Below are 19,444 nucleotides of genomic sequence, written 5' to 3'. Positions count from 1 at the left end.
GTGGAACCTACCGTCGTCGACCATTCCTCCATGTGGAGCCTGGTCAGCAATGCCAGTGTCGTGGTTCAACTGGTGATGCTGATCCTGGTAGCCGCATCGGTTACCTCTTGGGTCATGATTTTTCAGCGCAGCAACCTGCTGCGTGCCGGTCGACGTGCCCTGGAGAGCTTCGAAGAGCGCTTCTGGTCGGGTATCGACCTGTCCAAACTGTATCGCCAGGCCGGCAGCAACCCGGACCCGGATTCGGGCGTCGAGCAGATCTTCCGTGCCGGCTTCAAGGAATTCTCCCGTCTGCGCCAGCAGCCAGGCGTTGATCCGGAAGCGGTCATGGAAGGCGTGGCCCGTGCCATGCGCGTAGCGATTTCCCGCGAAGAAGAAAAGCTTGAGCAAAGCCTGCCGTTCCTCGCCACCGTAGGTTCCGTCAGCCCGTACATCGGCTTGTTTGGTACCGTGTGGGGGATCATGAACTCCTTCCGTGGCCTGGCCCAGGCCCAGCAAGCGACCCTGGCCACCGTGGCCCCGGGTATCGCCGAAGCGCTGATCGCCACCGCCATCGGCCTGTTCGCAGCTATTCCCGCAGTAATCGCCTACAACCGTTTTGCCGCTCGTGGCGAAACCTTGATCAGCCGTTACTACACCTTCGCCGATGAATTCCAGGCGATCCTGCACCGTAAAGTGCACACCAGCGAAGAATAAGCAGGTAATTCCCAATGGCTTTAATCGCTCGAGCTCGCAAAAAGCGCAAGCCGGTCGCCGAGATGAACGTAGTGCCTTACATCGACGTGATGCTGGTGCTGCTGGTTATCTTCATGGTGACCGCGCCGATGCTCAATCAGGGCGTGAAGGTTGATCTGCCCAAGGTTTCCAGCGAAGCCTTGCCGCAGGACAACAACACCCAGGTCCTGACCATTTCGATCAAGGCTGACAAGACCTATTACTGGAACCTTGGCAGCGAAGTCGACACTCAGAAACAGCAGGACAAGGCCATGACCTTGCCGCAGATGACTGATGCTGTGACCAAGATCATTCGCGCCGGCAACGAAGGTGGCAAGCACACCCAGGTGTTCATCCGCGGCGACAAGGTCGTCGACTATGGCTCCGTGATGGGCGCCATGGGCGGGCTGCAGAAGGCCGGCGTCGGTAACGTTGGCTTGATTACCGAGGCGCCCTGATGCACCAACAGCGAGAGCCGTCCGCCTCGGAAAGCTTCTTCTGGCCTAGCGTCTGGGCGATTGCCCTGCACGTCCTGGTGTTTGGCATGCTGTTTGTCAGCTTTGCCATGACCCCGGACCTGCCGCCAGCCAAGCCGATCGTGCAGGCGACCCTGTATCAGCTGAAATCGAAAAGCCAGGCCACCACCCAGACCAATCAGAAGATTGCGGGTGAGGCCCAGAAGTCGGCTGCGCGCCAGACTGAAGTCGAGCAGATGGAACAGAAGAAGGTCGAGCAGGAAGCGGTGAAGGCTGCTGCGGAACAAAAGAAAGAAGAGGCGGCTCAAAAGGCCGAGGAATCGAAAAAGGCTGACGAGGCGAAGAAAGCTGACGAGGCTAAAAAGGCTGATGAAGCCAAGAAAGCCGATAAAGCTGCCGAAGCCAAGAAGGCTGAAGAGAAACAATTGGCTGATATAGCCAAGAAGAAATCTGAAGAAGAAGCCAAGAAAGCTGCTGAAGAAGAGGCCAAGAAAAAGGCCGCTGAAGACGCGAAGAAAAAGATAGTCGAAGACGCGAAGAAGAAAGCCGCGGACGACGCCAAGAAGAAAGCTGAAGCTGACGAGGCGAAAAAGAAAATCGCCGACGATGCGAAGAAGAAAGCTGCCGCCGACGCCTCCAAGAAAAAGGCCCAGGAAGCAGCACGTAAATCGACCGAAGACAAAAAGGCCCAGGCCTTGGCCGATTTGCTTTCCGACACGCCGCAGCGCCAGCAAGCCTTGGCCGATGAACGTGGTGACGAAGTCGCGGGCAGTTTCGATGACCTGATTCGTTCACGGGCAGCGGAAGGGTGGACCCGTCCTCCTTCGGCACGCAAAGGCATGACAGTAGTGCTGCAGATCGGCATGTTGCCGGACGGTACGGTGACTTCGGTCGGCGTGGCCAAGTCCAGTGGCGACGGTTCGTTCGACAGTTCGGCGGTAGCAGCGGTCAAGAACATTGGCCGGTTGACCGAGATGCAGGGAATGAAACCAAGCGACTTCGCTCCCTACCGTTCATTCAAGATGACATTCACACCTGAGGATCTAGCCTTGTGAGAAACCTTCTTCGAGGAATGCTTGTCGTTATTTGCTGCATGGCAGGGATAGCGGCGGCGGATGAAAAGAACATCCTGGTCACCAGCGGTAGCGATCGGGCCACCCCGATCGCCGTTGTACCGTTTGGCTGGCAGGGCGGCAGCGTGCTGCCGGACGACATGTCGCAGATCATCAGCGATGACCTGCGCAACTCCGGTTACTACGCACCGATCGACAAAGGCAACATGATCAGCCAGCCGACCCAGGCCAGCGAAGTCATCTTCCGCGACTGGAAAGCGCTGAACGCCCAGTACCTGATGGTGGGCAGCATCACGCCTGCCGGCGGTCGCCTGCAGATCCAGTACACGTTGTTCAACGTCGCGACCGAGCAGCAAGTGCTGACCGGCAGCGTGTCGGGCACCACGGATCAACTGCGGGACATGGCGCACTACATCTCCGACCAGTCGTTTGAAAAGCTGACCGGGATCAAGGGTGCCTTCTCGACTCGCCTGCTTTATGTAACGGCAGAGCGTTTTTCGGTAGACAACACTCGCTACACGCTGCAGCGCTCCGACTATGACGGCGCTCGCGCAGTGACGCTGCTGCAATCCCGTGAGCCGATCCTGTCGCCACGCTTTGCACCCGATGGCAAGCGTATCGCCTATGTGTCCTTTGAACAGAAGCGTCCACGGATCTTCGTTCAGCACATTGATACCGGTCGCCGTGAGCAGATCACCAACTTTGAAGGCCTGAATGGCGCGCCAGCCTGGTCGCCGGATGGTTCGCGACTGGCATTCGTATTGTCCAAAGATGGCAACCCGGACATCTACGTGATGAACATGGCTTCGCGCCAACTGAGCCGTGTTACCAGTGGCCCGGGCATCAACACCGAACCGTTCTGGGGCAAGGATGGTTCGACCATCTACTTCACCTCAGACCGTGGTGGCAAGCCGCAAGTCTACAAAACCAGCGTGAGCGGCGGCGGCGCCGAACGAGTGACCTTTATTGGTAACTACAACGCTGCACCGAAGCTTTCGGCTGATGAAAAGACGTTGGTGATGATTCACCGTCAGGATGGTTTCACTAATTTCCGGGTTGCGGCCCAGGATTTGCAGCGTGGAACGGTAAAAATCCTTACAGATACCAACCTTGATGAGTCAGCTACTGTTGCGCCCAACGGCACCATGGTAATCTACGCCACCCGCCAGCAGGGCCGGGGAGTCTTGATGCTCGTGTCCATTAATGGACGCGTAAGGCTCCCGCTTCCTACCGCACAAGGCGAAGTCAGAGAACCGTCCTGGTCCCCTTACCTGAACTGACGCGGCGCTACAAAAAGAAGTACTTAACACACTGGGGTTCATTAGGAGTTTCACGATGGAAATGCTGAAGTTTGGTAAGTTTGCTGCTCTGGCTCTGGCTCTGTCCGTAGCCGTTGGTTGCTCGTCTAAAGGCGGCGACAATGCCGGTGAAGGCGCAGCTGTTGATCCAAACGCTGGTTACGGCGCTAACACTGGTGCAGTTGACGGCTCCCTGAGCGAAGAAGCTGCTCTGCGCGCTATCACCACTTTCTACTTCGAATACGACAGTTCGGACCTGAAGCCAGAAGCCATGCGCGCTCTGGACGTTCACGCGAAGGACCTGAAAGCTAACGGCGCTCGCGTTGTTCTGGAAGGTAACACCGACGAACGTGGTACTCGTGAGTACAACATGGCACTGGGCGAGCGTCGTGCGAAAGCCGTTCAGCGCTACCTGGTACTGCAAGGTGTTGCTCCGGGCCAACTGGAACTGGTTTCCTACGGTAAAGAGCGTCCAGTTGCTACTGGCCACGACGAGCAGTCCTGGGCTCAAAACCGTCGCGTCGAACTGCGTAAGTAATTCGTCATGCGAACGTGCCGTCGTGCTCTAACTGTATTGGCTCTCAGCCTGGCACCGCTTGCGGTGTGGGCTGCGGTTCCTGTGGAAGATAGCAACTCTGGCTATAACAATAGCGGGAGCAGTTATCCCCCAGCGGGTTATGGCACGAACGGCGCCTATGCCGGGGGCGCGGCTACGGCCGCGCCTTCGGCACAGGGCGAACTGTTCAACCAGCTGCAACGCATGCAGGATCAATTGTCGCAGCAACAAGGCACGATTGAAGTTCTGCAGAATCAAGTGAACCAGCTGAAGCAAGAAGGCCTGGAGCGTTACCAGGATCTTGATCGACGTATTGGAGCCGGCGTTACACCAGCCGCCACTCCTGATAATTCTTCTGCCGGTGGCGCCGCAAGCGCCGCCGGTGGTGCAGCAGCAGGGGCCGCGGCTGCGAGCCAAGCCCCTGCCGCCAGCAGCGAACCGGGTGATCCGGCGAAGGAAAAGCTGTATTACGACGCAGCCTTCGACCTGATCAAGGCCAAGGATTTCGATAAGGCCAGCCAGGCTTTTACCGCATTCCTGCGCAAATACCCGAACAGCCAGTACGCGGGCAACGCCCAGTACTGGTTGGGTGAGGTGAACCTGGCCAAGGGTGACCTGCAAGGTGCAGGTCAAGCGTTTGCCAAGGTCAGCCAGCTGTACCCCAAGCACGCCAAGGTGCCGGACTCGCTGTACAAACTCGCTGACGTAGAGCGCCGCCTGGGTCATACCGACAAGGTCAAAGGCATTCTGCAGCAGGTGGTGGCTCAATATCCGGGTACCTCCGCTGCTCAGTTGGCACAGCGGGATCTGCAACGCATGTAAGCGTTGCAACCCGTTCAGAAGAAACCCGCGCCCTGCGCGGGTTTTTTCGTTAGAATCCACGCCCTTTTATGACACACGCTTCCTGGGGTTTACGCGTTGGCGCAATTCCTTGAAGTGCCTGACGGAGGCGGACAGCCTGTTTAGCTGTTACGCCCGTGGCGACTATGCAAGACACATTACGTATCACCGAAGTTTTTTACTCGTTGCAGGGTGAAACGCGCACTGCCGGGCTGCCCACTGTATTTGTGCGCCTCACCGGTTGCCCGCTGCGTTGCCAGTACTGCGACAGCGCCTACGCCTTCAGCGGCGGCACCGTGCGTACCCTTGACGACATTCTCGAGCAAGTAGCCGGTTACCGGCCGCGCTATGTCTGTGTTACCGGTGGCGAGCCACTGGCACAGCCTAATGCCATTCCGCTGCTCAAGCAGTTGTGTGACGCCGGTTACGAGGTGTCCCTGGAAACCAGCGGCGCCCTGGATATTGCCGCGGTAGACCCTCGCGTCAGCCGGGTTGTTGACCTCAAGACCCCGGGTTCCAAGGAAGCGCACCGCAACCGCTACGAGAACATCGAACTGCTGACGGCCAACGACCAGGTCAAGTTCGTCATCTGTTCCCGTGAAGACTACGACTGGGCGAACTCCAAGCTGATCCAATATGGCCTGGACCGCCGCGCCGGCGAAGTGCTGTTTTCCCCAAGCCACCATGACCTGAATGCGCGTGACCTGGCTGACTGGGTCGTCGCAGACAATCTGCCGGTGCGCTTGCAACTGCAGTTGCACAAGTACCTGTGGAACGACGAGCCGGGGCGCTGAGATGACTGATCAAAAGCGTGCGGTCATTCTGCTGTCCGGCGGCCTCGACTCGGCCACCGTGGTTGCCATGGCCCGTGCCGAAGGCTACAGCTGCTACACCATGAGCTTCGACTACGGCCAGCGCCACCGCGCCGAGCTTGATGCCGCGGCTCGCGTCGCCCGCGACCTGCGCGTGGTGGAGCACAAGGTGATCGGACTGAACCTCGACGGCATGGGTGGCTCCGCTCTGACCGACAGCTCCATCGACGTGCCACAAGGCCCCAGCGAAGGCATCCCGGTGACCTACGTGCCGGCGCGCAACACGGTCTTTCTGTCCCTGGCCCTCGGCTGGGCCGAAGTGCTGAACGCCCGCGACATCTTCATCGGCGTTAACGCCCTGGACTACGCCGGTTACCCGGACTGCCGTCCCGAGTACATCGAGTCGTTCGAGCGCATGGCCAACCTCGCTACCAAGGCCGGTGTAGAAGGGCAGGGCTTTCGCATCCTGGCGCCGCTGCAGAACCGCAGCAAGGCCGATATCGTGAAGGCTGGCGTAGGACTTGGCGTCGATTACTCGCTGACCGTTTCCTGCTATCAGGCGGACAATGACGGCCGTGCTTGTGGGAAATGCGACAGCTGCCGACTGCGTGCTGAAGGCTTCCAGGCAGCCGGAATCACTGACCCAACGCGTTATTTCTGATTTATTTTAAATAAGGTGTTGAATAATCCTTAGAAATCAGTATTATACGCGCCACCACACAGCGGGTCGTTAGCTCAGTTGGTAGAGCAGTTGGCTTTTAACCAATTGGTCGTAGGTTCGAATCCCACACGACCCACCATTTTTGGCGGTTTAGAAAATCCGGAAGGCCCACGCAAGTGAGGATTTCCGGGTTTTTTTTTGCCCAACAAAAGCCGATCATTCTCAACGCCGAGAGTGATCGGCTTTTTTGTTTTAAACCTAGCCAAACCGCCCGGTGATGTAGTCCTCGGTCTGCTTCATCTTCGGCTTGGTGAAGATCTCATCCGTATTGCCGTGCTCAATCAGTTCGCCCATGAACATGAACGCCGTGCTGTCGGATACCCGCGCGGCCTGTTGCATGTTGTGGGTCACGATGATCACCGTGTATTGCTCTTTCAGCTCGGTGATCAACTGTTCGATACGCCCGGTGGAGATCGGGTCGAGTGCCGAAGTCGGTTCATCCAGCAGCAAAACCTGCGGCCGCAGCGCAATGGTGCGAGCGATGCACAGGCGTTGCTGCTGCCCGCCTGAGAGACTCTGGGCGCTCTGCTTGAGTTTGTCTTTCACTTCATCCCACAGGGCGCCTCCGCGCAGGGCCTGCTCCACACGGTCATCCATTTCCCGGCGTGAGAGCTTTTCATGGTGGCGCACGGCATAGGCGATGTTGTCGTAGATCGACATGGGGAACGGCACCGGCTTCTGGAAAACCATCCCGACATGACTGCGCAGGCGGTTCATCGAGTAGCCGGGGGCGAGGATGTTTTCTCCGTTGAGCAGCACTTCGCCGCGGGCTTCCTGCTTCGGGTACATCGAGTAGATGCGGTTGAACACCCGCAGCAAGGTCGACTTCCCGCAACCCGATGGACCGATGATCGCGGTGATGCGTTTTTCCGGAATGTCGATGTCGATGGATTTCAGCGAACGCTGGTTGTTGTAGAAAAACTCCAACCCACGGACACGGATTTTGGTTTTTTCAGGATCAAGGCGGGTCGATTGCATCAGTGGGACCTATTGCGCAAAAGAATCAGGCGAGACAGCAAGCTCAGCACCAGCACGAACATCGTCAGTACCAAGGCGCCTGCCCATGCCAGGGAGTGCCAGTCATCGAAGGGGCTCATGGCGTACTGGAAAATAACCACCGGCACGCTGGCGATTGGTTTGAGCAGGTTGCTGCTCCAGAACTGGTTGCCGAAGGCGGTGAACAACAGCGGGGCGGTTTCCCCGGTAATTCGCGCCAGCGCCAGCAGGATGCCGGTTACCACGCCGGCCTTGGCGGCTCTCAATACGATCTGCAACGTCAGCTTCCATTGCGGCACGCCCAGGGCCAGGGCCGCCTCGCGCATGGTGGAGGGCTGCAGCTGGAGCATCTCGTCGGTCGTCCTCACCACCACCGGAATCACCAGCAGGGCCAACGCCAGGGCGCCGGCAATGGCAGAGAAACCGACCTGGTGATTGGTCAACAGGTTCAGCGGCAGGATCACGCCGGTGTAGATGAACAAACCGAGGACGATCGAGGGCGCGGACAGCAGAATGTCGTTGATGAAACGCACCGTGGTACCCAGGCGCGAATGCCGTGCGAATTCCGCCAGCCAGATACCGGCCATCAGCCCGATGGGCGTGCCAATCAGCAGCGCAATCCCGGACATCAGGGCGCTGCCATAAAACGCGTTGGCCAGGCCGCCGTCTGTTCCGGGTGGCGGTGTCATCTCGGTAAACAGGCGCAGGTTGAGTGCCTGAAAGCCGTTGATGATGGTGGTCAACAGAATCCACGCCAGCCACAACAGGCCAAAGACTGTGGCGCCACAACTGAGCAGCATGGCCACGCGGTTCTTGAAGGCACGCTTGCGGTACAGGCGGTCGTTGCTGTTCATAGGCCCTCCTTGCGTGACAGGCGCATGAGCATCAGCCGCGCCAGTGCCAGCACCACGAACGTCACGATAAACAGCAGGAAGCCCAGCGCGATCAGTGCCGAACGATGCAGGTCGGTATAGGCCTCGCTGAACTCGTTGGCGATGACCGATGCGATGGAGCTGCTGGGCATCAGCAATGAGGCGGAGAACTGTTGTGCGTTACCCAGCACGAAGGTGACGGCCATGGTTTCACCCAGGGCGCGACCGAGGCCGAGAAATACCCCACCAACCACTGCCGAACGGGTGTAGGGCAACACGATGTCCCACACCACTTCCCAGGTAGTGCTGCCCAGCGCGTAGGCCGATTCTTTCAATTGAGTCGGCACACTGCGGAAAACCTCATGCATCACCGACGTAATGAACGGCGTAATCATGATCGCCAGCACAATGCCGGCGGTCAGCATCCCGATGCCCAGCGGCGGCCCCTGAAACAGCGAGCCAATAAACGGAAGCGCACCCAGGTAATCGTTGATCCAGGGTGACAAGTGTTCTGCCATAAAGGGCCCGAAAACAAACAAACCCCACATGCCATAAATGATCGAGGGAATGCCCGCGAGCAATTCAACGGCGGAGGCGACCGGCATTCTCAGCCAGGGCGGCGCCACTTCAGTGAGGAAAATCGCGATGCCAAAACTCACCGGCACTGCAATCAGCAACGCCAGGAATGACGTGACCAAGGTGCCGTAAATCGGCACCAGGGCGCCGAAGTGGTTGTTGACCGCATCCCACTCGGTGCTGGTAATGAAACCGAAACCGAAGGTCTTGAAGGCCAGGCCGCCGCCCCACAATGTCGAGGCGGCGATGCTTGCCAACAACAGCAAGACCAGCATGGCGGCCCCGAACATCGAGCGTTTGAACCACAGGTCGTTACGCTGATCGCGAGCGGCGCGGCTGTCACCCGACACATCGCTCGCGTGAGTGGTCATGGCCAGAGGATGGACAGTTTCGTTCATATCAGATGTGCTCACCCGCCTTGCTCAAGCAGGTGCCTGGCAAGGGGGTCATGGGAGGACGGATCAGTGGGCGAAGTCGGACTTCCAGTAACCTTCGATCCGGGTCACGAGGGAATCAGGCAACGCGACGTAGTCCAATGCCGCAGCCTGCTGTTGACCTTTCTCCAACGACCATTTGAAGAAGTTGAACGCGGCCTGGCCTTGCTCGGCGTTCTTTGCCTGCTTGTACATGATGATCCAGGTGGTCGCCGTGATCGGCCACGCGTTCTCGCCCGGTGCGTTGGTCATGATCAGGTTGAAGTCTTGGGCGTTGGCCCAGTCGGCGGTATCCGCCGCTGCCTGGAAGGCCTTGGCGTTGGGCTCGACGAATTTGCCGGACGCGTTCTTCAGTGAGGCGTAAGTCATCTTGTTCTGCAGGGCGTAGGCGTATTCAACAAAGCCTATGGAGTTCTTGATCTGCTTTACGTAGGCCGAAACACCTTCGTTACCCTTGCCGCCCACACCGACTGGCCACGGCACGGTGGTGCCGAAACCGATTTTGCTTTTCCAGCCATCACTGACTTTGGAGAGGTAGTTGGTGAAGTTGTACGAGGTGCCCGAGCCGTCCGAGCGGTGGACCACGGTGATATTCGCGCCAGGCAGCTTCAGGCCGGGGTTGAGCGCGGCAATCGCCGGGTCGTTCCAGGCCTTGATGTCACCGAGGAAAATCTTCGCCAGCACCTCGCCATCGAGTTTCAGTTGGCCTGCTGCAACGCCTTCGACGTTCATCACCGGCACGATGCCGCCAATCACGCTGGGGAACTGGCCGAGGCCGCCGGCCTTCAATTCATCCGCCGACAGCGGTGCGTCGGAAGCACCGAAGTCCACGGTCGCCGCCTTGATCTGGGCGATGCCGCCGCCAGAACCGATGGACTGGTAGTTGATCCGGTCATTGGAATTCTTGCTGTATTCCTGGGACCACTTGGACAGCACCGGGTAGACGAAACTGGAGCCTGCGCCCGTGACGTCGGTGGCGTGAGCGACACCACTCAGGCACAGGGCAGTGAACAACACTGACAGACTCTTTTTGGTCAGCAACATCACGACGACACCTCAAAGGAAAGGGTTAAGTGGAGGGCTCCACCTGTCAAAGACGTGACGATTTAATTCCTGGGATGTTTCTGTTTGATGACGGTTTGGCTTTATGAAGAAACATTTAGAAATATCTGCGAATGACCTCAGAAGAGTGATTCTGAGGCCATTGCGCCAATCAACCCTGGCTGCGCACCAGAATCGATTCATCGATTTGTGCAATCGACGTGACCCCGGTCAGCGTCATGGCCACGCGCATTTCCTTGGCGAAGATATCCAGCAGGTTTTCCACGCCACGCTGCCCGTCGGCGGCCAGTGCATACGCTTGCGCACGGCCCAACAGTACGCCCTTGGCGCCCAGCGCGAGCATGCGCACCACGTCCAGCCCCGAGCGTACGCCAGAGTCCACCAGCACCGTCAGATCGCTGCCTACGGCTTGTACGATAGGTGCCAGCGCCTTGGCCGTGGACAGCACGCCATCCAGTTGGCGGCCGCCGTGGTTGGAGACGACGATGCCGTCGGCACCAAAGCTCACCGCGTCCTTGGCATCCTGGGGGTCGAGGATGCCTTTGATGATCATCGGGCCTTTCCAGAATTCGCGAATCCACTCCAGGTCCTTCCAGCTGATGGACGGATCGAAGTTGTTCGCCAGCCAGCCGATGTAGTCCTTCAACTGCGTGGGCTTGCCCAGGTATTTGGAGATGTTGCCCAGGTCGTGGGGGCGACCCAGCAGGCCAACATCGAAGGCCCAGGCCGGTTTGGTCATGGCTTGCAGTATTTGGCGTTGCGGGCCGTAGGCGCCGGACATCCCCGAATGCGCATCGCGATAGCGCGCGCCGGGGGTGGGCATGTCGACGGTGAACACGAGGTTTTTCACCCCGGCGGCCTGGGCTCGCTCCAGGGCGTTTTTCATGAAGCCGCGATCTTTCAGCACATATAGCTGAAACCAGATGGATTGCGGGCTCTGAGACGCCACTTCTTCGATCGGGCACACAGACACGGTCGACAGGCAAAACGGAATGCCCTTGTTCGCCGCCGCCTTCGCCGCCTGCACTTCACCACGCCGGGCAAACATGCCGGTCAGGCCCACCGGGCTGAGCACCACCGGCATCGCCAATGGCTGGTCGAACAACGTGGTTTCAAGGCTCAGGCTTTCGACGTTGCGCAGGATGCGCTGGCGCAGGCTGATGTCGGACAGATCCGAACTGTTGGCCCTGAGGGTGTGTTCGGCGTAGGCACCGCCGTCGATGTAGTCGAACAGGAAACGCGGCAGTTTGCGGCGGGCGGCTTCGCGGTAATCCGATGCGGACGAAATGATCATGAACAGTGATGCCCCGGAATGAAGAAACGGTGGGGGGAGGATAGACAAACGCCTTTCATGGTAAAAACAACTTTTCCAACTTGATTCAAGTCGCAAACGGAATACTCATGAACCTTCGTACGCTGTTGGCCTTTGTCGAAGTAGTACGCCAGGGCAGCTTCTCACAGGCGGCCGAGGTGGTTTCACTCACGCAGTCTACCGTGAGCAAGGCGGTCAAGACCCTGGAAGATGAGTTGGGCACGCCGCTGTTCAATCGCATCGGCCACAAGAGCGAGCTTACGGCCGCTGGCGAAATTGCCTACCGTCGCTCCCTGGTGTTGCTCGCCGAGCGAAGTGACCTGGTGGCGGAGATCAACGACCTGCTGGGACTCAGGCGCGGTGTATTGCGCATCGGCTTGCCGCCGGTGGGCAGTGGCGTGCTGTTTGCGGCGATGTTTGCGTTGTATCGACAGCGTTATCCGGAAATCGAAATCGAGCTGATCGAGCACGGCAGCAAGAAGCTCGGCGAATGCCTGGAGGCCGGCGAGGTGGACCTGGCAGCGTTACTGGTACCGGTGGCGGGGGAATTTGAATATCAGGATGTGCGCGTCGAACCGCTGATGGTGGTGATGCCGATCGACCATCCACTGGCCGGGCGCAAAAGCGTCGACTTTTCCGACCTCGCCGACTCGCCGTTCATTCTGTTCGAAGCCGGGTTTGCGCTTAACCGGATTATTCTCACGGCCTGCGAGCGCAGAGGCGTAGTCCCGCGCATCACCGCCCGCAGCGCGCAGATCGACTTTATCGTCGACTTGGTTGCCGCGGGGCTGGGGATCGCGTTTCTACCGAGCATGCTGGCTTACAAACACCTGCATGCCGGTATCGCGCTGATTCAGCTGGACGAGCCTCAGACCGATTGGCACATCGCCCTGGCCTGGCGGCGACAGGCGCATCTGCCACCGGCGGCGCGGGCCTGGCTGGACTTGGCCCTGGAGATGGGCAATGTTCCAGACACGGCCCAGCCTGCGGTTTAGCTTTGTGCGACCAAGGGCAGGCGGCTGTTGACGACTTTTTGCAGCAGCAGGGCCAGCGCCTGGGTGGAATATGGCTTCTGCAGCAAGACAAAACGGCTGGCCTCTTCCTGAGCGATACGCGCGTATTCGTCGTTGTAACCGGTGGTAAGCACCACGGGCAGCCACGGATACAGGGCCTCGATCGCGTCCAGTAACTCCAGGCCGCTCATGCCGGGCATGGAGATATCCGAGAACACCACCTGGAAGCTTTCCGGGTTGGGAGCGAGCGCTTCCAGCGCGCTTTGGGCATCGGGCACCCACAGCACGTGAAAGCCCATCTGTTCCAGGGTCTGCGAGGTGTATAGGCCGACATCGGCGTTGTCCTCGACCATCAGTACGCCCAAGCCCGAGACGATAGGCGAGGTGCTGGTGGTCTGAGGCGCCGGCATGGCGCTTGGCTCGACCTTGGGCAGGTACAGGGTGAATTGGCTGCCGGTACCGCACTCGCTCTGCACCAGGATTTCACCGCCCGATTGCTTGGCGAAACCGTACACCTGGGACAATCCCAGCCCGGTGCCCTGGCCGATGCCCTTGGTGGTGTAGAAGGGCTCGAAGATAGCGTCGAGTTTCTCCGGCGGGATACCCGACCCGGTGTCCGCCAGTTCGATGGTCACGTAATCGGCGATGCGTACCGGATGAGCGCGTACCGAAGGCAGCCAGCTGGCCGTCGAGACAGTAATCGTCAAATGCCCATTGCCAGCCATGGCATCCCGGGCGTTGACCACCATGTTGACCAAGGCGGTGTCGAACTGGCTTTCATCGGCGTTGATATAGCAGGCGTCGTCAGGCACCTGGATGCTCACCTTGACCCGTGAACCGGTCAGGCTGTCCATCATCTCGCCCACCCGCTTCACACTTTCGCCGACGTTGAACACTTCTGGCCGCAAGGCCTGGCGGCGGGCGAACGTGAGCAATTGGGCGGTCAGGCGGGCTGCGCGGTCTACGGTGCTGGCGATGGCTTCCACGTATTTGATGCGGCGCGCTTCGCTCAGGGCGGGCGGTTTGAGCAAGTCGGCGCAGGACTTGATCACCGTCAGCAGGTTATTGAAGTCGTGTGCGACACCGCCGGTGAGTTGGCCGATGGCTTCCAGTTTCTGTGACTGGCGCAGGGCATCTTCTGACAGGCGCAGGGCTTCCTTGGCTTCTTCCTCGGCCTGGATGTCGCGGCCCACGGCATGGATGTAGTCGCTGTCGGGCACGGCCGTCCAGGCGATCATGCGGTAGCTGCCGTCCTGGTGGCGGTAACGGTTCTTGAAGTTGGGGAAGTTCTTGCCGTCCCCCAGGCGACTGACTGCCGAGGATGAGACGGCCAGGTCGTCGGGGTGGACCAGCGCCAGCAATTGGCTGCCCACCAGGTCGTTTTCGGCGTGGCCGAGCATGCGGGTCCAGGCCGGGTTCACGGCGGAGATCACACCGTCGAGTTGCGCCACCAGCATCAGGTCTGGTGACAGGCGCCAGATGCGGTCGCGGTCGCGGGTGCGTTCGATCACCCGCTGCTCCAGGGATTCGTTGAGCTTGCGCAGGGATTCTTCGGCTTCGCGCAGGGGCGTGATGTCCCGGGAGACGCAGAGGATTTTCTCCGGCAGACCGTCACTGCCCATGATCGGGCTGACGTTCACATGCCACCACTTCAGGTTGCCAGCCATGGTGTTGGCGGCGCCGATGAAGCTGGCGTTGTGGCCATCCCGGGCGGCTTGCACGGCAGCCTTGGCGTCGAGATTACCCTGGTCCTGCCAGAAGTCCGGCCAGGGGCAGCCGCGAATCGCATTGAAGTCGCTGACCTCCATGATCTGCTTGCCGCCTTCGCTCATGAAGGTCAGCCGCGCGTCGAGGTCCAGCACCTTGATGCAGTCGTTGATGCTGGCAAGCACGCGCTCGGTGAAGGCTTCGCTGTGATCCAGGCCCGCGACGGACAAATCGCTGGCACCCGTTTCGGGTGGGCGATGTGTTTCTGAACCCTTCCCGATAGTGCTATTCATTTGAGTGCTGCCGCGCGTGTTAAATAGCCGCCATCATGTCATTGCGACACTTATATCTCCAGCAACTTGACGCTAATTCGACGGCGGTCGCCCGTCTGTCTGCAAGCGCCGGATCAAGCTTAAAACTCATCAGTCATTTTCGGGTTTTCAGGTCTGAATGAGTGCGCTAAAAACCGCCAAAGTCGTTGAAATCAAGAGGATTGTCGGACAATTTTTCGCATGAAAAACTCTTCATAATTTGCCCGCTCGAAGATTGGTAGCTTCCTCGTGCTGCCCAATAATTCGAGTTCTAATAATGAATAAAAAACTCTGCAAGAGCGCTTTGGCGCTGTCGATTTCGCTCGCCTCCACGTCCCTGTTTGCAGGTGGTTTCGCCCTCAATGAACAAAGCATCAGTTCAATGGGTACAGGCTACGCCGGGCGTTCCTCCTCCGCCGATGACGCCAGCACGGTGTTCGGCAACCCGGCCGGCATGTCCCGCCTCAAGCAGAATGAAGTGAGCATCGGGGCGACTTACCTGGATGCGAGTTCGAATATCAAGAACGCAAGCTCCTCGCAATTCGGTGCCAATAACCCGGGCACCGACAAGGGCGACATGGTGCCGGGCATTGCCGTGCCGATGGGCTACCTGGTGACGCCGATTGATGAACACTGGGCGTTCGGCCTGGGGATTTATGCGCCGTTCGGCCTGGAAACCGACTATGAGCGCAGCTTTCAGGGCAATGGCTTTGGCAATAAAAGCCAGATCAAGGTCATCACCGTCCAGCCGACGGTCAGTTATGCCTTCAACGACAAGGTCTCAGTGGGTTTTGGTCCTACCTTCAACCGGATCTCGGGTGAACTGGATTCCAACGTGCCGCTTGGGGGTGGCGCCGGCGAGAAGGTCAAAGTCAAGGGCGACGACACCGCCACCGGTTTCAATGCCGGTATCCTGGTACAACCGCTGGAAAGCACGCGCATCGGCCTGACTTATCACTCGCAAGTGGTCTACCACCTCAGCGGCAAGACCAACGCTTCCGGCCTGATTTCCGATGCCTTTGATGGCGGCCCGCAACGCTATGACGCCAGCCTCAATGTCACCACACCCTCGTCGGTGGACTTCTCGGTTACCCATCAACTGAACGATGACTGGACCCTGTACCTGGGCAGCACTTACACGCGCTGGAGCCAGTTGAAGAAGATCACCATCAACAACGACGGTGTGTCAGCCTTGGCCGCCCAGTTCGGCGGCTTGAATGCGATCACCGAACAGCAGAACTGGCATGACACCTGGTCCCACGCCATTGGCGCGGCGTACCGGGTAAACAAACAACTGGTGCTACGTACCGGGTTCTCGGTGGATCAGACGCCGACCAACAACACCGACCGTTCCGTGCGGATTCCGACGGGTGACCGAACGGTATTCAGCCTCGGTGCCGGGTGGACGCCCATCGAAAACGTAACCTTTGACGTGGCCTATTCCTACCTCAAGGAAGAACCGATCAAGGTGCGCCAGAGCCAGCCCGCCGTGGGCCTGACCTACGACGCCAAGTATGAAAACAGCGCCAACGGTTTTGGTGGTTCGGTCACTTACCGCTTCTGATGCACCGGAACAGGGCAAAGAGTCATTTTTCTGACATGGCTCTTTGCTAGCAATTGTATCAATCGTGCTACCAAACCCTACCTGTCTTGGTTAAATTAGGCGTAATTCAGCTCAAGACAGGGATCGTCATGACTACGCTTTCGCCGATCAGCTCCGCCATTCCCCTTATCAATCGACCCGCCGTTACGCCGCCAGCGACGCTGACGCCAGAAACGGAGGTCACTGCCGTGCGTCCTTCCTCGGTGGTCAGCCTTGGCAATGTCACGGTGGAGGTTCAAGCCGAGACGTATTCCCGTAACGGCCAATTGCCCGGCCATGGGTCGATCAACGCTTGGGAAAGTGACAGCTACGATGCGGTGACTAACGCGATCAACACGAATTTCTATGCGCTGCCCAGAGGCACAGGCTTCAGCGGATTGGGCGCGACTCTGATCGAGCAATTTGCGAAGGGCGGTACGGACATTTCCCAGTCGGCGCTCAGCACCGCCTCGTCCAAGACCCAAAGCCCCGACGAGCTCAAGATTCAACAGGCGCTGCTCCACAGCAAGGCAGACAACCTGGTCAGCCTCACCGTCAAGACGGCCAGCGGCAAGACCGTCACCTTCAGCCTGGCCAGCCAGTCCGGTGGCCTGGCTGCGCAGGCCAAGGTGGACGGCGGCACCCTCAGCGCCGCCGAGCTCAAGGAAGTCGCCAAGTTGGGCGAAGCCTTCCAGGGTGCCATCGACGGCCTGGCCGCCCAGCCGCCGAAACTCGAGTTGAGCAAACTGACGCAATTTGATTCCAGTGTGTTGTCCTCGGTGGATCTCAGCGGCAAATTGAAAGTGGGTAACGTTGACGACCTCAACCTTGCGTTCCACGCGGACAACCAGAGCCGTACGACGAAGATGAGTGGTCCGGCGGGGGAAGTGAATCTCTCGGTCGACCTGAAAAACGCCGGCATCCTCGGCAACGCCAAGCAGCAGGCAATCGCGCTGAAAAGCTACCTGGCCCAGTTCGACAAGGCCCAGGCGCGGGGCAAAGCCGACGCTGACCTGATGGCGATGTTCAAGGACGCGTTTACCGCCATGAACAGCAACTACCCGCAGGGCATCAAGGCGCCACAGCCGCTGACCCGGAATGCGGCGGATCAAGGCCTGCTCACCGGTCTCGCAGATTTCAAGGCCTCCATCAGCCAGACGGCCTCGTCCCCGAACCCGGCCCGCCTGGCGGAAACCGACACGTTTGCCTATGAGGTGTCCCAGAAGACCCGCGTCGGCGGCAATGACCTCTCGAATCGCACGGTCGACCAGGTCCAGCAATCAACTCTCAAAGCCAGTTTTCATTTGGCGCTCAATGGCGGTAAGCCACCGTCTTTCGATAGTCAGCGCGAGTCGCAGAACTACCTCTATGTGCAGGTCGACGACAAGGCCAGCAGCTCGGCGAATATCACCTACAAGGACGGCTTCCTGACCAACGCCTCCGTGGACCAGAGTGCCAGCCAGATCACCCGTACCCAGCGCTATGAGATGGGGATATTGGTTAAAGACACCGTGGCGCCGAACCAGGCCAGCAGCCATCGCGACTACCTGGTGTTGCTGGAGTACGCGGCGCGGGAAGGCAAGAAGGCCCAGGGCGCTGATGAAACCATCCTGAAGGATGCGCTGGCGAACATGCATCAGTTGGTGTTGCTGCAAGACGATCCAACCGTTTTGCCCCGTTAAACCAATCGTTGTAAAAAAGGGAAACCCCCGGCCGGGTTTCCCTTTTTTATGCCTCGTCGAATCCCAGATTAGGCTTTTGAATCCATTCGATATTCTGTAGCCTTGCGCAGCTTCACCGTGCTTGATGAATACAATCACTTCGTCCGGCGGCGCCCGAAGGGCTCCAGAGCCGGTGGTACACTCGACTTTCGCGCAACTGCGCCTGCAGGTCTTGCGAACATGACGCAAATTTCCGAACGCCTTCTGGTCCAAGCCCACCTCGACGCCAAGCAGCCCAAGGTGCTGAGCGCTGAAGAAGAGGCGGGCTACCGTGCCGCCATCGCTGCCGAGCTCAAGGCTCAGGACGCGGTGCTGGTGGCGCACTTCTACTGCGATCCGGTGATTCAGGCCCTGGCCGAAGAAACCGGTGGCTGTGTCTCCGACTCCCTGGAAATGGCCCGCTTCGGCGCGGCGCACCCGGCCAAGACCGTATTGGTGGCGGGCGTGCGATTCATGGGCGAGACGGCCAAGATCCTCACGCCTGAAAAACGCATCCTGATGCCAACCCTGGAAGCCACGTGCTCCCTGGACCTTGGCTGCCCGGTGGATGAGTTTTCGGCGTTTTGTGATCAGCACCCTGAGCGCACTGTGGTGGTTTATGCCAACACGTCGGCAGCGGTGAAAGCCCGGGCTGATTGGGTAGTGACTTCCAGCTGTGCGTTGGAGATTGTCGAAAGCCTGATGGATAACGGCGAGACCATTATCTGGGGGCCGGATAAGCATCTGGGCACCTATATCCAGCGTCAGACGGGTGCGGACATGCTGCTGTGGGACGGTGCTTGCATCGTGCACGAGGAGTTCAAGTCCAAGCAGTTGGAGGACATGAAGGCGTTGTACCCGGACGCAGCGATTCTGGTGCATCCGGAGTCGCCCACTTCGGTGATTGAGTTGGCGGATGCGGTGGGGTCGACCAGCCAGTTGATCGCGGCGGCGCAGCGGTTGCCGAACAAGACGTTTATCGTGGCTACTGATCGGGGTATCTTCTACAAGATGCAGCAGTTGTGCCCGGATAAGGTGTTTGTCGAGGCGCCTACGGCCGGGAATGGGGCGGCGTGTCGCAGTTGTGCGCATTGTCCTTGGATGGCGATGAACACCCTGGAACGTACGCTGCAATGTTTGCGTGAGGGGAGTAATGAGATTTTTGTTGAGCCTTCGGTGATTCCGCAGGCGGTTAGGCCGCTGAAGCGGATGTTGGATTTTACTCAGGCGGCTCGGTTGAGGTTGGCTGGTAACGCCTGATTTTCGGTGGGTTGGTTTGTGTACATATCCGTTGCTGCGGTAACGGCGGCTTATGGTTCCGCTCTTACAGCGGGTCACTTTTGGCAAACGCCCCAAAAGTAACCAAAAGGTCTTTGCCCCACCACTCGG

The 19,444-nt window shown here is 59.1% G+C and carries 18 protein-coding genes and 1 tRNA gene; 13 read left to right on the top strand and 6 right to left on the bottom strand.

From position 1 onward, the window contains the following. From tolQ to SNL23_RS10340, 9 genes are all read left to right on the top strand, one after another. Nucleotides 1-696, top strand: a complete 696-nt coding sequence (tolQ, locus tag SNL23_RS10380) for a protein TolQ (RefSeq protein ID WP_048727035.1) — start codon at nucleotides 1-3, stop codon at nucleotides 694-696. A gap of 23 nt (nucleotides 697-719) precedes the next feature. Continuing rightward, nucleotides 720-1,172 carry a protein TolR gene (tolR, locus tag SNL23_RS10375; RefSeq protein WP_161635741.1) on the top strand — a complete coding sequence of 151 codons (453 nt, stop codon included), beginning with the start codon at nucleotides 720-722 and terminating at the stop codon, nucleotides 1,170-1,172. Beyond that, the gene (gene tolA / locus SNL23_RS10370; RefSeq protein ID WP_076017426.1) at nucleotides 1,172-2,245 is read left to right on the top strand and encodes a cell envelope integrity protein TolA; all 1,074 of its coding nucleotides are present in this window, start codon (nucleotides 1,172-1,174) and stop codon (nucleotides 2,243-2,245) included. The genes tolR and tolA overlap by 1 nt, the downstream gene beginning before the upstream one ends. 17 nt (nucleotides 2,246-2,262) lie before the next feature. Continuing rightward, complete coding sequence (gene tolB, locus SNL23_RS10365; RefSeq protein ID WP_173860414.1) at nucleotides 2,263-3,543, top strand: Tol-Pal system beta propeller repeat protein TolB; 1,281 nt, start codon at nucleotides 2,263-2,265, stop codon at nucleotides 3,541-3,543. 55 nt (nucleotides 3,544-3,598) lie between these two features. Then, complete coding sequence (pal, locus tag SNL23_RS10360) at nucleotides 3,599-4,099, top strand: peptidoglycan-associated lipoprotein Pal (RefSeq protein ID WP_003209827.1); 501 nt, start codon at nucleotides 3,599-3,601, stop codon at nucleotides 4,097-4,099. A 6-nt stretch (nucleotides 4,100-4,105) separates the two neighbouring features. Further along, nucleotides 4,106-4,939: a tol-pal system protein YbgF gene (gene ybgF / locus SNL23_RS10355; protein ID WP_023659229.1), complete on the top strand. Its 834-nt coding sequence runs from the start codon at nucleotides 4,106-4,108 to the stop codon at nucleotides 4,937-4,939. 164 nt (nucleotides 4,940-5,103) lie between these two features. After that, on the top strand, nucleotides 5,104-5,751 hold the full coding sequence (gene queE, locus SNL23_RS10350) for a 7-carboxy-7-deazaguanine synthase QueE (RefSeq protein WP_318302201.1): 648 nt from the start codon (nucleotides 5,104-5,106) through the stop codon (nucleotides 5,749-5,751). Nucleotide 5,752: 1 nt separating this feature from the next. After that, on the top strand, nucleotides 5,753-6,430 hold the full coding sequence (gene queC / locus SNL23_RS10345; RefSeq protein WP_318302200.1) for a 7-cyano-7-deazaguanine synthase QueC: 678 nt from the start codon (nucleotides 5,753-5,755) through the stop codon (nucleotides 6,428-6,430). A gap of 63 nt (nucleotides 6,431-6,493) precedes the next feature. Beyond that, nucleotides 6,494-6,569, top strand: a tRNA-Lys gene (locus tag SNL23_RS10340). 119 nt (nucleotides 6,570-6,688) lie between these two features. Here the strand turns inward: SNL23_RS10340 and pstB are convergent. The 5 genes from pstB to lldD all read right to left on the bottom strand — a co-directional run bounded on the left by pstB (nucleotide 6,689) and on the right by lldD (nucleotide 11,724). Then, nucleotides 6,689-7,468 (bottom strand): phosphate ABC transporter ATP-binding protein PstB, encoded by a 780-nt coding sequence (gene pstB / locus SNL23_RS10335; protein WP_003209835.1) that lies wholly within the window; start codon nucleotides 7,466-7,468, stop codon nucleotides 6,689-6,691. Then, nucleotides 7,468-8,340 (bottom strand): phosphate ABC transporter permease PstA, encoded by an 873-nt coding sequence (gene pstA / locus SNL23_RS10330; protein WP_063027624.1) that lies wholly within the window; start codon nucleotides 8,338-8,340, stop codon nucleotides 7,468-7,470. The genes pstB and pstA overlap by 1 nt, the downstream gene beginning before the upstream one ends. Beyond that, complete coding sequence (gene pstC, locus SNL23_RS10325; protein WP_083676737.1) at nucleotides 8,337-9,332, bottom strand: phosphate ABC transporter permease subunit PstC; 996 nt, start codon at nucleotides 9,330-9,332, stop codon at nucleotides 8,337-8,339. The genes pstA and pstC overlap by 4 nt, the downstream gene beginning before the upstream one ends. Nucleotides 9,333-9,395: 63 nt before the next feature. Further along, complete coding sequence (gene pstS / locus SNL23_RS10320; RefSeq protein WP_318302199.1) at nucleotides 9,396-10,412, bottom strand: phosphate ABC transporter substrate-binding protein PstS; 1,017 nt, start codon at nucleotides 10,410-10,412, stop codon at nucleotides 9,396-9,398. Between the two features lie 169 nt (nucleotides 10,413-10,581). Beyond that, nucleotides 10,582-11,724, bottom strand: a complete 1,143-nt coding sequence (gene lldD / locus SNL23_RS10315) for an FMN-dependent L-lactate dehydrogenase LldD (RefSeq protein WP_003209842.1) — start codon at nucleotides 11,722-11,724, stop codon at nucleotides 10,582-10,584. A 107-nt stretch (nucleotides 11,725-11,831) separates the two neighbouring features. Between lldD and SNL23_RS10310 the strand changes: the two genes are divergently transcribed. Further along, nucleotides 11,832-12,737, top strand: a complete 906-nt coding sequence (locus SNL23_RS10310; protein ID WP_318302198.1) for a LysR family transcriptional regulator — start codon at nucleotides 11,832-11,834, stop codon at nucleotides 12,735-12,737. On the opposite strand, the gene SNL23_RS10305 is transcribed toward SNL23_RS10310, so the two are convergent. Continuing rightward, nucleotides 12,734-14,692 carry a hybrid sensor histidine kinase/response regulator gene (locus SNL23_RS10305; RefSeq protein WP_318302197.1) on the bottom strand — a complete coding sequence of 653 codons (1,959 nt, stop codon included), beginning with the start codon at nucleotides 14,690-14,692 and terminating at the stop codon, nucleotides 12,734-12,736. The genes SNL23_RS10310 and SNL23_RS10305 overlap by 4 nt on opposite strands. A 358-nt stretch (nucleotides 14,693-15,050) precedes the next feature. On the opposite strand from SNL23_RS10305, the gene SNL23_RS10300 reads away from it, so the two are divergent. The 3 genes from SNL23_RS10300 to nadA all read left to right on the top strand — a co-directional run bounded on the left by SNL23_RS10300 (nucleotide 15,051) and on the right by nadA (nucleotide 19,315). Next, a complete protein-coding gene (locus SNL23_RS10300; protein ID WP_318302196.1) occupies nucleotides 15,051-16,337 on the top strand; it encodes an OmpP1/FadL family transporter in 1,287 nt (428 codons plus the stop codon). A 128-nt stretch (nucleotides 16,338-16,465) separates the two neighbouring features. Then, the gene (locus SNL23_RS10295; RefSeq protein WP_318302195.1) at nucleotides 16,466-18,037 is read left to right on the top strand and encodes a lactate dehydrogenase; all 1,572 of its coding nucleotides are present in this window, start codon (nucleotides 16,466-16,468) and stop codon (nucleotides 18,035-18,037) included. Nucleotides 18,038-18,256: 219 nt separating this feature from the next. Then, nucleotides 18,257-19,315 (top strand): quinolinate synthase NadA, encoded by a 1,059-nt coding sequence (gene nadA / locus SNL23_RS10290; RefSeq protein WP_003209852.1) that lies wholly within the window; start codon nucleotides 18,257-18,259, stop codon nucleotides 19,313-19,315. Nucleotides 19,316-19,444: the final 129 nt, after the last annotated feature.

Source organism: Pseudomonas sp. SED1, from assembly GCF_034044025.1.
Classification (GTDB): domain Bacteria; phylum Pseudomonadota; class Gammaproteobacteria; order Pseudomonadales; family Pseudomonadaceae; genus Aquipseudomonas.
The sequence above is the reverse complement of the archived record's forward strand: the minus strand, read 5'-3'. Positions and strand labels throughout refer to the sequence as shown.

Excerpts from the sequence above, each read along its gene's own strand:
- tolA (WP_076017426.1), top strand. The coding sequence starts at position 1,172 with ATGCACCAACAGCGAGAGCCGTCCGCCTCGGAAAGCTTCTTCTGGCCT.
- tolB (WP_173860414.1), top strand. The coding sequence starts at position 2,263 with ATGCTTGTCGTTATTTGCTGCATGGCAGGGATAGCGGCGGCGGATGAA.
- pal (WP_003209827.1), top strand. The coding sequence starts at position 3,599 with ATGGAAATGCTGAAGTTTGGTAAGTTTGCTGCTCTGGCTCTGGCTCTG.
- ybgF (WP_023659229.1), top strand. The coding sequence starts at position 4,106 with ATGCGAACGTGCCGTCGTGCTCTAACTGTATTGGCTCTCAGCCTGGCA.
- queE (WP_318302201.1), top strand. The coding sequence starts at position 5,104 with ATGCAAGACACATTACGTATCACCGAAGTTTTTTACTCGTTGCAGGGT.
- queC (WP_318302200.1), top strand. The coding sequence starts at position 5,753 with ATGACTGATCAAAAGCGTGCGGTCATTCTGCTGTCCGGCGGCCTCGAC.
- pstB (WP_003209835.1), bottom strand. The coding sequence starts at position 7,468 with ATGCAATCGACCCGCCTTGATCCTGAAAAAACCAAAATCCGTGTCCGT.
- pstA (WP_063027624.1), bottom strand. The coding sequence starts at position 8,340 with ATGAACAGCAACGACCGCCTGTACCGCAAGCGTGCCTTCAAGAACCGC.
- pstC (WP_083676737.1), bottom strand. The coding sequence starts at position 9,332 with ATGAACGAAACTGTCCATCCTCTGGCCATGACCACTCACGCGAGCGAT.
- pstS (WP_318302199.1), bottom strand. The coding sequence starts at position 10,412 with ATGTTGCTGACCAAAAAGAGTCTGTCAGTGTTGTTCACTGCCCTGTGC.
- lldD (WP_003209842.1), bottom strand. The coding sequence starts at position 11,724 with ATGATCATTTCGTCCGCATCGGATTACCGCGAAGCCGCCCGCCGCAAA.
- SNL23_RS10310 (WP_318302198.1), top strand. The coding sequence starts at position 11,832 with ATGAACCTTCGTACGCTGTTGGCCTTTGTCGAAGTAGTACGCCAGGGC.
- SNL23_RS10300 (WP_318302196.1), top strand. The coding sequence starts at position 15,051 with ATGAATAAAAAACTCTGCAAGAGCGCTTTGGCGCTGTCGATTTCGCTC.
- SNL23_RS10295 (WP_318302195.1), top strand. The coding sequence starts at position 16,466 with ATGACTACGCTTTCGCCGATCAGCTCCGCCATTCCCCTTATCAATCGA.
- nadA (WP_003209852.1), top strand. The coding sequence starts at position 18,257 with ATGACGCAAATTTCCGAACGCCTTCTGGTCCAAGCCCACCTCGACGCC.